This window comes from Algicola sagamiensis DSM 14643 (genome assembly GCF_000374485.1).
Taxonomy (GTDB): domain Bacteria; phylum Pseudomonadota; class Gammaproteobacteria; order Enterobacterales; family Alteromonadaceae; genus Algicola; species Algicola sagamiensis.
The window spans coordinates 144696-156434 of sequence record NZ_KB894497.1; the positions used below are offsets into that span (position 1 = coordinate 144696).

General features: G+C 40.9%; 10 protein-coding genes. 5 read left to right on the forward strand and 5 right to left on the reverse strand.

Annotation, left to right across the window (positions count from 1 at the left end; translation table 11 throughout):
- Nucleotides 1-26: 26 nt before the first annotated feature.
- On the reverse strand, nt 27-2183 hold the full coding sequence (locus C505_RS23670; RefSeq protein WP_018692851.1) for an ATP-binding protein: 2157 nt from the start codon (nt 2181-2183) through the stop codon (nt 27-29).
- Nucleotides 2184-2546: 363 nt separating this feature from the next.
- Here C505_RS23670 and C505_RS0111985 point away from each other — a divergent pair, with 363 nt between their 5' ends.
- From C505_RS0111985 to C505_RS22215, 3 genes are all read left to right on the forward strand, one after another.
- Nucleotides 2547-3485 (forward strand): LysR family transcriptional regulator, encoded by a 939-nt coding sequence (locus C505_RS0111985; protein ID WP_018692852.1) that lies wholly within the window; start codon nt 2547-2549, stop codon nt 3483-3485.
- 84 nt (nt 3486-3569) lie between these two features.
- Nucleotides 3570-4184 carry a LysE family translocator gene (locus tag C505_RS0111990; RefSeq protein ID WP_018692853.1) on the forward strand — a complete coding sequence of 205 codons (615 nt, stop codon included), beginning with the start codon at nt 3570-3572 and terminating at the stop codon, nt 4182-4184.
- Nucleotides 4185-4274: 90 nt separating this feature from the next.
- Nucleotides 4275-5570 carry an endonuclease/exonuclease/phosphatase family protein gene (locus C505_RS22215; protein ID WP_245556361.1) on the forward strand — a complete coding sequence of 432 codons (1296 nt, stop codon included), beginning with the start codon at nt 4275-4277 and terminating at the stop codon, nt 5568-5570.
- Nucleotides 5571-5609: 39 nt separating this feature from the next.
- Here the strand turns inward: C505_RS22215 and C505_RS0112000 are convergent, their stop codons facing one another.
- The 3 genes from C505_RS0112000 to C505_RS0112010 form a co-directional block, all read right to left on the reverse strand.
- Nucleotides 5610-5930, reverse strand: coding sequence for a hypothetical protein (locus tag C505_RS0112000; RefSeq protein ID WP_018692855.1), 321 nt, complete (start codon nt 5928-5930; stop codon nt 5610-5612).
- A gap of 103 nt (nt 5931-6033) precedes the next feature.
- On the reverse strand, nt 6034-6816 hold the full coding sequence (locus tag C505_RS22220; RefSeq protein ID WP_157369001.1) for a hypothetical protein: 783 nt from the start codon (nt 6814-6816) through the stop codon (nt 6034-6036).
- A 12-nt stretch (nt 6817-6828) separates the two neighbouring features.
- Nucleotides 6829-7059, reverse strand: a complete 231-nt coding sequence (locus tag C505_RS0112010) for a DUF350 domain-containing protein (protein ID WP_018692857.1) — start codon at nt 7057-7059, stop codon at nt 6829-6831.
- Between the two features lie 513 nt (nt 7060-7572).
- On the opposite strand from C505_RS0112010, the gene C505_RS22225 reads away from it, so the two are divergent.
- Nucleotides 7573-8226: a DUF4360 domain-containing protein gene (locus C505_RS22225; protein WP_169337037.1), complete on the forward strand. Its 654-nt coding sequence runs from the start codon at nt 7573-7575 to the stop codon at nt 8224-8226.
- A gap of 66 nt (nt 8227-8292) precedes the next feature.
- Here C505_RS22225 and C505_RS0112020 read toward each other — a convergent pair whose 3' ends face one another.
- A complete protein-coding gene (locus tag C505_RS0112020; protein ID WP_018692859.1) occupies nt 8293-9591 on the reverse strand; it encodes a carbohydrate porin in 1299 nt (432 codons plus the stop codon).
- Between the two features lie 247 nt (nt 9592-9838).
- Here C505_RS0112020 and C505_RS0112025 point away from each other — a divergent pair, with 247 nt between their 5' ends.
- Complete coding sequence (locus tag C505_RS0112025) at nt 9839-11725, forward strand: MFS transporter (RefSeq protein WP_018692860.1); 1887 nt, start codon at nt 9839-9841, stop codon at nt 11723-11725.
- Nucleotides 11726-11739 lie beyond the last annotated feature (14 nt).

The window sequence follows — 11739 nt, forward strand, 5'->3', positions numbered from 1 at the left end:
CTGCTGCCGTCCTGCACGGCAGTTTGTTATATATCTTTTCCTGATTCTCTTTGATCTTCGATGGATTTATTCAACTGTGGTGCTTCTTCCTGTAAATGAGCTGGGAATATAACCTGAAAAGTCACTCCCTGTTCTAATTCACTTTCTACGTTGATTGTTCCCTGTAATTTTTGTGCAATTTGGTTGTAGACGATATGCATGCCTAATCCACTTCCTCCCTTATCTCTAGCCGTTGTAAAGAAAGGCTCAAAGAGTCGTTTGATTGTATCTTGCGACATCCCGTGCCCATTATCTGAGTATGTCATAGTCACGGTGCCATCTTGTTGTCTCAGGTCAATCTGAATCTGGCCATCTTCATCTTTGCTATACCCATGTTTCAGTGAATTCATCACAAAGTTAGAAAGGACTTGTCCAATTGCACCAGGGCAAGTTGTCACAATAATATCATCATCATCGCCTGTTATCTGGATATTGACAGGCCGATGCTTCCACTCTGGCATTAAGGAGTTGATGACAGACTGCACATAGGTTTTCATTTCGAAGCAGCGCATGCTTTCACTGGATTGGTCGACAGCAACTTGCTTAAACTGAGAGATGAGTTCCGTTGCGCGTTCTAGATTGGTTTCGATAATATTGATGCTGTCGTGCGCCTGATCAAGGAAAACTTTGAACTTACTCGTGGAAAGGCTTTTTTCATCAAAGAGTTTTCTGACTTTATCGTATTCCAATTTTAAATAACTGGTTGCTGTGACGCCGACCCCGAGTGGTGTATTGATTTCGTGGGCGACGCCAGCAACCAACTGACCAAGTGCTGCATGTTTCTCCATATTCATCATTTCTTTTTGGACACGTGTCAGTGTTGCATTCGACTCATTACATTGTTGTGTTTTTTCTTGGAGTGCCTGAGTACGTTCTTTCACACATTCTTCGAGAGTGTGATTTTTCTCTTCGAATTCATGTTGTTTTTCCAGCAGCTCTTCATTTGATGCTTCTATCTCGTGAGTATGCGTATTCACGCGGCTATACACATTGTTGAGCGCATCAATCAAAGGTTCGAACTCATCGTGGTCAGTGTAAGGGATGGGACGAACTTCAATATGGTGACTGGCTTCGTCAATTTCGATGGATTGTTGAATACGCTTTAAGATCTGAGTAAATGGTTTAAATAGTAGCCGTAGCAACAGCATCATGATCCCAATAAAGCCTAAGCTAATCAGGATCCCAAGCCCCAGAACTGTTCGTGTTGACTCCCAGACCTCACCAAACATATCTGATTCAGGAACCATCACACCATAAATCAACCCATTTCTAGAGCGCTGAAAATAAATGTGCTGTTGGGTACGATTGACTTCGACATCCAAGTGATGCATTCGCTGCGTGAAAGCTTCTTTCAATACATGGTTTTCCCAGGAGTTATTAGCAACTGGACTCATGACCCTGCCGGGGTCAAGGGTATAACTGACGAATTTTTTGCTTCTCGTATCAATGATAAAGCTCTGTGCATTGGGGGTTACCTGATTCATTTCAACCATCGATGTCATTCGGTCCAATGCCCAGTCAACAGTGGCCAAGCCGACGATTTGATTTTCTGGTCCATAAATAATGGCGTTAACTGTCATCATCAATGCGAAAGATCCCGCTTCATCATAATAAGGTGGGGTCCAGTAGACAGTTTGGGGTCTTGGTTTTGTTCGATCCCAATCCGGTGGAAGCGCAAGTTGATACCAGGATTGCTGGTGATAGTTATAGGTGGGTGTATTTAAGTCCCAACTAAACTTCACATCCCCATCATGCCAATATGCATAAGGCCCATAAAAGATTTCTTCTTTAAACAGCGTATAGGGTTCGTACCAGAGTCCGCCACCAATACTTTCTGGAAAAGATTCAAAGTTTTCGACGAGAATTGTTTTTGATTTTTCCGATATTTTTTCTTTGCTATACCCATCTTTAACCAGCTTATAAAGTAAGCCACCTGCAAGACTGAGATCTTGAACATTCCGTTCCATTTGCATTGCCATTGATTCAAGCAGGGTAAGGTTTGCCCGCACGACCTGTTCAACCTGTAGCTCACGGAGTTCCTGTACCGCTTCTTCTGAGCGATGACTTTGGATCAGAACGATGACACCATACCCAAGTAGCTCTAAAAGAAGAACTGAAATCAGGATTCGTGTTTTAATCGACATATTGGATGTTCAAGCTCAATTCTTATACGGTGCTTTTTCGCTACAGCATGAGATAGAACCGTTTGGTAGATATATCCATTATAGCGGGTCTCGAAAATTTACAGCTAAAAAAGACAGAAAATTGAATGATAATCATCCGGTTATCAATCAATTTAATTTGTGGTTATCAAAAATTTTGTAGTTATCAAAAATCAAGTAGCGACCCGTATCGAGCGGAGTTTTGACATGAAATAGAAGTGCTAATCACCGTGCTTCAGTCTATTTTCTATATGAATCTGTCTGTTTTATATATGAATTTTCTGCTTTCTGCATGAATATAGTATCATCAAGCGCTTCAGTTCAAAACAACCGATTGGTGAACGTATGCACAATCATATGAATCTAAATCTACTTCGGACATTACATATTTTATTGGAAGAGTGTCATGTGAGTAAGGCCGCTGCGAGATTACACATTACCCAGTCGGCCGTGAGCCGACAGTTAGCGCAGTTGCGTGAATTATGTGATGACCCATTGCTCGTTCGAGAAGGTAATCAACTTGTTGCAACGCCTAGAGCACTATTTCTCAAACAAAAGGTTGAAGTATTACTGAATGACTTTGAGAGATTGATTATTGATGAAAAATCATTTCAGCCAAAAGATTGGGAGTACGAACTCATTTTAGCGTCAAGTGACTATGTGGCTCAGTACGTGTTACCAGAAATTGCAGCGCACCTTCATCCATTGGCACCTAAGCTTGGGATTAATTATTACCTTTGGCAGCCCGAGTACATAGAAAGGCTCCATGAAATGAAAATTGACTTGGCGACATCCATGCTGGTCAAAAAACCGGAAGGCGTCTCGAGTTTGAAATTAGGCGAGGACACATCAGTGTGTTTGATGGAAGCGTCACATCCATTATCAAACGCAGAAAAAATCACGATTGATGACTTTCTTGCTTACCCCCATATTAAAGTGACGGGTGGTGCTGATAAAGACTCAGCAACAGACAAAGTTTTAAAAAAAATGAGCCTTAATCGACGCTTTTCTTTGAAAGTACCATTCTTCTCTGCTGCTATGAATCGTCTTGTCTTAAGCGAGGACTTGATGGTCGTGCCAACTCATGTTGCAAAGAGCCTCGCAAGACATTGGACAATCACCTATCAAGAATTGCCCTTCGACTTACCCATAAATCAGTATTGGCTTATTTGGCACCCTAAATATGATAATGATGTTGCACATCAGTGGATGCGCGATGAGATCTATTCTGTGATACAAGATTCAGATTATTCAATGAAAACAATAGAACAAATAGATTCATGATTTGAAATCATAACAAATATGAAAAATGATGATTTCAAATCATGTCATACTTTTTGGTAGTTTAGCGCCAAAGAGGAGTTTGAAATGACACTGACGATTTGGTTTTCATTGTTTGCTTTAGTTTTATTGGGTGCGATGACACCTGGCCCTAGCCTTGCCATCATTGCAAAACACGCGCTGGCAGGTGGGCGTATTCATGGGCTCGTTGCTGCATGGTCGCATGCGATTGGTATCGGGGTTTATGCGTGCCTGTCACTATTAGGTCTTGCTGTTATTTTTCAGGAAAGTCCTGTCTTATTTAAAGTAATTAGTTATGCGGGTGCGGCTTTTTTAGCTTATCTGGGCTTGAATGCGTTCAGGGCGAAAGGTGGGATTGCCACAAAAATCGAAAAAGCTGAAAAAACATCGTTGTCTCAAGCGGCGCGTGAGGGGTTTTTGATTTCGATTTTAAATCCAAAAACCGCATTGTTTTTTACTGCATTATTTAGCCAATTTGTTGCAATCAGCCATCAAATGACTGATAAGTTCGTGCTAGTCAGTACTCCTCTGATTGTCGATGGTTTGTGGTTTTCTTTTATTTCTTTCGTGCTTTCTCGTGGCCGTGTTTTGGAATACATTCGTTCCAGAGCAGTTCTGATAGACCGATTATCTGGTGGCGTCTTAATTCTTTTGGCACTTAGAGTCATCGTGACGACTTAATATATAGTGTTTAACGTTACCTGAAGACTAAGAAAATCAATGGTTTTTTGTTATCCTCAGCCCAAATTAAAATAAAACGAAGGTTTACGAATGAGAATACACAAGCCATTTCAATCTATGAAGTCTTACCTTGCGATGTTTACCTTGTTGCCTTGCTCGTTTTTTTCCCATGCTAAAACGCTCCCAAGCATTGATCAACAGTTGACTAAAGTTGGCTCTCTTCGTGTCGCAACATTTAATGTGAGTATGGAGGGAAATAACTATAAGCCAGCGGAAGACGCTCCAGTCAGCACTGAGTTGTTGGTGCAAGCATTAGAGCAAGGAAATCACCCACAAATAAAAAATATTGCTGAGATCATTCAACGGGTTCGACCGGATATTATCTTGATGAATGAATTTGACTATATTGCTGACCAGCAAAAGGGTGTCCAGGCCTTTATTCATCGATATCTGAATATTGCTCAACATCAGGATGTAGAGTCGATTCATTATCCTTACTTTTATGTTGCTCCTGTGAATACAGGTGTTGCAACACAGTATTCAGGGCCAGGAAATTTTGAGAAGAATCATGGTTTCGGTCTATATGAAGGACAATATGGGATGGTGTTGTTGTCCAAGTATCCCATATTACATGACAAGGTAAGAACTTTCCGAAATTTCCTTTGGAAAGATATGCCAAATGCAAAGTTACCGATTGATCCGCAAACGGATAAACTTTGGTATAACGAAGAATTTTTGAATATTTTTCGTTTATCCTCAAAATCACATTGGGATGTCCCAATTGATGTCGCCGGAAAGACACTCCATATTCTTGCATCACATCCAACGCCACCTGTTTTTGATGGTGAAGAAGACAAGAATGGCACTCGAAATCACGATGAAATACGCTTTTGGGCAGATTATATTTCTCCACAAAAAGCGGGTTACATCTATGATGATGTCGGAAATAAGGGAGGGCTTGCACCGAATACGCCTTTTATGATTTTAGGTGACCAAAACGCCTCACCGAATGAAGGGGATTCAATTTCAGGTGCGATTAACCAGCTCAGTGAACACACGTTAGTTCAATCAAAAAATCCCCCCATGTCACGCGGTGGTGTTGAAAATAAGAAAGATAATCCAAATGCGAAAAGTCATACCGCGAGTTGGGGTTTAAGGGTCGATTATGTGCTTCCTTCTAAAACTGGATTTGCGATGAAGCATTCAGGCGTATTCTGGCCAGAGTCAACACATAAATTATCACGACTAACGCAGGAGCGTGGTTCTTCTTCTGATCATAAGTTAGTGTGGGTTGATGTGGATATGGAGTCACCAAAGGATAACAGTGGTTCATTGGACGGTTTGTGGGCCTTACTTCTGTCCGTGCTTGTTCGTTTTCGCAGATAAATCATGGCCTTTCTTCTAGAAAGGCCTAAGAGCATCCAATTATAAATTAGGTGCAGGTACAAAGTGGTTCAGTACCTTCACATTTTTTCCACCAATTTCATTGTAAGAATACTTAATCGGGTAAACTCTGGAAGCGCCTCGACATATATCTGGTTTCGTCCGAAGGATCATGAGACCTGCGGGGGTTGTACTTTTATCTAATGCAGTCACAAAGTCTTCTTTTTCTGTACAACCCGTACTGGTGACAAAAATCGTCATATTGTTTTCTGTAAATTGTACGCCGTGGAGTTGTTCAAGCTCAGCAGCAGAGAGTGAGTAGGAAGTTCCAAGTAAAAGAGATAGCGTAAGCAGTTTTTTCATGAGGTTACCTTTCATGATTTATGATTTAAAAGTTTCTAATTTAGAGACTTTGGCTGTCTTAAACTAGCGAGTAAATTATCAACTAGCAAGAACTTTTATGTCATTACCACTTTTTCTTATAGCGGCTTTTTTTGACCCAACGCTGTGATGTGTAGTTTGCGGTGAACTTCGACCCTGTATTCGTCCAAAAATCGGAGCGATTAAACATATATTGAGGGTGATAACCTGGAAGAAGAGAAGCAAGAGGGTATCGTTTTGGTGCCGATTTCTTAAACTTTTTGGTTGCTTCAAGTAAATAGGTTTTTCCTTTGTGTAGCCAAATAACCCAAGCATGACCATTGCCTCGCACATCACCAATCACCACTCTGGCATCATATTTCATTTCAATCAACCAATCAGCAAGAAGAACTGCATGATCTTCACAATCGCCTGTTGGATTGAGATACGCCTGACGACTGGATTGCCAGACATCGTTTCGTCCGAAATATTGTTTTCTATCTTTCTGATATGTTTTACGGCTTGAAATCATATAAAGTGGAATGAGTGGGTTTTTTGTTTTAAATGGTGCATATCCCTCAAGATACACGTGGGTAAGATAGCGTTTTCCTGTGATACTTTGTGCACTGATGGTATAGGCTTGTTTCTTTTTGTCTAAATAAGCTAAAAATCCACGCTGTTGATGATTTCGTTGAGTGAGCGCTTTGATTGCTTTGTTATCCAATACGCGATTTTCTTCCAGTAACGTTAATGTTGCGTGTGGCTCTAAGAGCCACGTGCCTTCTCGCTCCAGTTTTTCTTTCGCCGCATTTGCTTTTTCCTGCAGAGATTCTTGTTCATCTCCGAAAGACAATGTTGGTATCAACAATAAAAAGAATATGAAGCACATAATACGCATCATTTAGGAACGAAACCCAAAAGCAACGATAAGTGCGACAAAAATGAGTATTGTGGATGCAAAAATGGAGACTGCCAGATTACCTTTTTTCATTTCTCCTTCGATATCCACACTTTTAAGAAGGCGTTTATCAACCCACAACAGCGCATAGACACCAACAAAAAGGGAAACAATGGTGTAGATCAGGTTAATAAGTAAGTTCAAAATTGATGCTATGAAAAATTCAGCTTCCATAATAAGAGCTCCCTCGCTTGTCATTGTTATAAAAACTTATTATTTAATGAATTTTTTAGAATGAAATTTATATAAAATCAAATGCAATACTAGGTACCTTTATTAGGTATAAATAATTGGTTTAAATCAAAATCGATTCATTTATGAGTAGAAGTACTTACTTTTATTCTGTTCTTTTTTAGTTAGTTTCTTTATTAGTCACTCTTTGGTTTTGCTTTTTGATTCATTAAAAAGAATTATTTTTGATTTTAAATACTACTTAAGAATAGTTTTATTGGATTATTTATGTTGATTTTTTGTTAAACACTCGCTTGTGAATAAAAAATTTAGGCCTATATCCCGCGAAATCATTGAACGACATAAAAATGTAACCAAAAAAGGGAAAAAATTCCGAGGTAATCTAGACATTTTCCTGAAATTATATGGACCGAGCACAACAAAGGTGCTCGATTAAAAAGAATAAAAACATAGGCATATTGCCATATGTACCTCAAATTCATTGGAGATAGAATTTTGAAAACGACTAAATTAGCTCTTGCTGTTATCGGCGGCTTGATGACTTTCGGCTCTTCTGCTGGCGTAATTGATTTTAACTCAAACCCAGACGTATCTGACCGCGATATTTACATCTATGGTATGGCGCATGGTGGCACTGGTTGCCCAGCGGATTCAGTGAGTGCAGTGATGGCTGCTGATCACCAGACAATCAGTGTTTTCTTTGACGAGTACTTAGCGGACTCATCTGCAAGCAGCCGTGGTCGTGACCGTAAAACATGTAACATCGGTCTTTCCGTGAAAGTGCCACACGGCCTTTCTGTTGCATTGATTGAAATGGACTACCGTGGATTCGTTGATGTACCTCCAGGCGGATATGCGTCTTTAGATGCGAGCTACTTCTTTGCTGGTCAAACAGTTGGCAGAAACTATCATCGTGAGTGGGGTTCTGCAAATGAGCCAGTGGTACAAGACTTTGTAGAAGATGATTCATTTAACGTTGGCGCGATTGTTTGGTCGCCGTGTGGCACAGATGCAATTCTTCGTGCTAATACAAGTATCCGCGCAAATAAGCCTCGTAGCGGCGATGGAGATACATTCATCCAGGTGGATACGATCGATATCAGCTCTGGTATGGTATACCAGCTGCAATGGGCTGAGTGTACAGAATAAGAAAGCCCTGACTTTCGTGAGCAAAAAAGAGCCAGCATGCTGGCTCTTTTTGATCGTGCCTGAAAGTTACCACCAGGACTCGACTTGAATACCAAGGGTTGTACCAGACGTATCATCACCATAAGGCGCATCAACATTTGTACCTATCATCCCTTTGAATTCATCACTCCATGAAGCTGTTGTGACAAATGCACGAAGAACAGGGCGTGTATAGTAACCTTTTCCTTTGGCAACTTGGACTGCAAAGGTGAGCTTTGTTAATCCACCTGAACGATCTTCAATTTCATCTTTGACATGGTCATAGCCAAGTTCTGTTGCGAAACTGACATGCTCATTGAAGTAATAAACAGGGCGAATACCTGTGCTATACCAGCTGATTTTTGAGCCAGCTTTTCCTGCTTTACCTTTGTCATCTTGACGGGCAATGAGTGCCCATTGTGCTGACCAACGATCATCATTGTAGACAAAGTTATTGTTGATCTCCCACATAGAAGCTTCGCTGAGATCGTATCCTTGCATTTCGTTGACAGGTTTTCCATTACCTTGATCGACGGTAGCACCATTTCGATAAAGGAAAGCGACGGTATTATTTCCACCGAATACTTTTGAGTCTAACCAAGTTCCTAATGCAAACCCGTCTTCGCTCGAAAAGCCATCAATGAGAACGGGAACTGGAGAGCCGTTGATAGGCGTGGTGATTTGATCATCTGGAGTTTGATGACGTTTTGTATATCCTAGCCAGTAGGTGAGTTGATGTTGTTGATTCAGTTGCTGACGATAACGAAAGTCGAGAGATGATGAGTTGAGAAGCACTTCAGAAGATTGTGATGACCCATTCTCTATGTTGAGCTTATCTTCAAATCGGAATAGGGCGAGATCCCAATTGTCTGTCCCAAGTCCAGCACCTGCTTTTGCCCCTTGCCCTGAACTCAACCAGTAATAATCATTCATATGAATATCACGGCGATCATAATAGCGGCGTCCTACCCAAACATGCATCCCGTCAGCGATGATATCATCCATTTCGACATATGCTTGTGTCACATCTTTGATACTGAGATCGCCTTCACCGTGTGGTTTATGTCCATTGACCATAAAAACTGCACGGTAGTTTTTGTTGCCAGAGGCAGTATTGAGCTGATTTTGGTGCTCAACAGCCAGTTCGATATAGGAATCTGATTCATTCCCCAAACGGTATTTCGCGCGTGCGCCGGGCAGTTGAAAATTAGCTTGGGTTTGACCGCTTTCACTCGCACCCAGACCCGTTCTTAAATAGCCATGGAATTCTGTATTTGTTTGAACATCGGCAATCGCATGAGAGGATAAGAGGGAAGAAATCGCAATAAAGAGCATACGTCTTTGCATGGTTATACATCCTGAATGAAATAGATCCAAAGTTTTTATTGATTTTTCACTGGATCGATGAAACGGAGGATGAATTCTATCAGCTTGTCTTTGGAAATAAATTTATTGTTGATTTAAAAATAAAAATTCATAATTTCTTCTGGTTTAATTCTCCTGTTTTTTGTCTGTAATCCTGTTCTAGACTATGAAAAAAGAAGCGGCCTTGATAGGCTGTCAGCCCATCATTGGAATTATATTTGGAGGCGTTATGTCCCAAAATGGACAGTTTCAACTCTTTAAAACGCGGCGATTTTTACCATTTTTCTTTACTCAGGCATTTGGTGCACTGAACGACAATATTTATAAAAATGCACTGATGCTATTGGTTGCATTTAGTGCGGCTGCTTCTTTGCCATTATCGACCAATACACTCATGAACCTCGCCGCAGGGTTGTTTATTTTTCCTTTCTTTTTATTTTCCGCACTTGCTGGGGAAATTGCGGATCGATTGAACAAAACTCGGTTGATCCAAATCATTAAAGCCGTTGAGATTGGCATCATGCTTTCTGCTGCTGGAGCACTGGCACTTGAATCATACACATTATTATTTTTACTACTCTTTTTGATGGGAACACAGTCTGCATTTTTTGGACCTGTCAAGTATGCGATATTACCTGAACTTGTGAAAAATGACGCGCTTGTGGGTGCAAATGGTCTTGTAGAAATGGGGACTTTTGTTTCGATTTTACTTGGAACTCTTATCGCTGGTGTGCTGATGGGATTTGAAGATGTCATTCGTCTTGTTGGGGTCACTGTCATCAGCGTTTCTATGTTGGGCTTTTTCTGCTCGCTTTTTATCCCTTCGATACCCTCAAAAAATGAAGTAACCAAACCGCTTCGTTACCAACCTTGGCGGCAAACGAAAAAGGTCATCGGCCTTGCTTATGGCCAACGTGAATTATATTTGGCGATTATGGCAATTAGCTGGTTCTGGTTTTTAGGCGCGAGTTATCTGACTCAATTCCCGAATTTTGCCAAAACGAACCTGAATGGTGATGACTCTGTCGTAACGGCAATGTTGATGGCATTTTCAATCGGTGTTGGCGTCGGTTCATTGTTATGTGAACGCTTATCTGGCAGAAAGGTTGAGCTTGGGATTGTTCCACTTGGCTCAATCGGCCTGACGATCTTCGGCTTACTGTTGTATGGTGTATCTCCAATTGAAAGTGAGACGACAGAACTCATGTCACTTGGTGGGTTCCTGACGACGATTTATGGTTGGGGGGTACTCATTAACTTGGCTCTGATTGGTGTCTTTGGTGGGATATTTATCGTACCACTCTATGCATTACTTCAACAAAATGCTTCGCAGGAAAACCGGGCGAAGGTCATTGCAGCGAATAACATTTTCAATGCCTTATTCATGGTCGGTAGTGCTGTCCTCGGGATTGTTTTTCTATCCGTCTTTCATTTGGCAATTCCAGAATACTTTGCTGTGCTGGCTATCATGAATATTGCTGTTTCTATTTATGTATTTACGCGTATTCCTGTTTTTACGATCCGTTTTATCATCTGGGTGATCACGCATACTTTTTATCGCGTCAGAGCAAAAGGGCTTGAGCATATTCCGGATGAAGGTGCAGCGGTACTTGTATGTAACCATGTCAGTTATGTTGATGCGCTCATTTTGGCAGGCGCTTGCCGTCGCCCTATTCGATTCATTATGGATAAACCAATCTATGATATTTGGGTCCTCACATGGTTTTTCCGCTTGGCTGGGGCAATTCCAATTACAAGTCCACGGTATGATCGTGAGTGTTATGAGCAATCTTTTGTCACAATTAAAAAGGCATTAGAAAATGGTGAACTTGTTTTGATTTTCCCTGAAGGAAAATTAACAAGAAATGGTGAAATTAACTCCTTTAAGCCTGGGATTAATCGGATCCTAGAGGAAACCCCGGTTCCTGTTGTACCAATCGTACTACAAAACTTATGGGGTTCTTTTTTCAGCCATGAAGGGAAAGGTGCTTTTAAGCCAGGAAAACGCTTTTGGTCGAAAATCAATATCATCGGTGAGCCAGTGATAGATGGGCATGAAGTTCGTGCAAAAACATTAGAAACAAAAATTCGTGAAATGAGAGGTGATTATCGTTGAACTTTTTCAATGGC

What these genes read in the sequence shown, in the direction of transcription:
- C505_RS0112000 (WP_018692855.1), bottom strand. Translation starts at nt 5,930, where the DNA reads ATGAAAAAACTGCTTACGCTATCTCTTTTACTTGGAACTTCCTACTCA.
- C505_RS0111985 (WP_018692852.1), top strand. Translation starts at nt 2,547, where the DNA reads ATGCACAATCATATGAATCTAAATCTACTTCGGACATTACATATTTTA.
- C505_RS0112025 (WP_018692860.1), top strand. Translation starts at nt 9,839, where the DNA reads ATGTCCCAAAATGGACAGTTTCAACTCTTTAAAACGCGGCGATTTTTA.
- C505_RS22215 (WP_245556361.1), top strand. Translation starts at nt 4,275, where the DNA reads ATGAGAATACACAAGCCATTTCAATCTATGAAGTCTTACCTTGCGATG.
- C505_RS0112020 (WP_018692859.1), bottom strand. Translation starts at nt 9,591, where the DNA reads ATGCAAAGACGTATGCTCTTTATTGCGATTTCTTCCCTCTTATCCTCT.
- C505_RS23670 (WP_018692851.1), bottom strand. Translation starts at nt 2,183, where the DNA reads ATGTCGATTAAAACACGAATCCTGATTTCAGTTCTTCTTTTAGAGCTA.
- C505_RS22220 (WP_157369001.1), bottom strand. Translation starts at nt 6,816, where the DNA reads ATGTGCTTCATATTCTTTTTATTGTTGATACCAACATTGTCTTTCGGA.
- C505_RS0112010 (WP_018692857.1), bottom strand. Translation starts at nt 7,059, where the DNA reads ATGGAAGCTGAATTTTTCATAGCATCAATTTTGAACTTACTTATTAAC.
- C505_RS0111990 (WP_018692853.1), top strand. Translation starts at nt 3,570, where the DNA reads ATGACACTGACGATTTGGTTTTCATTGTTTGCTTTAGTTTTATTGGGT.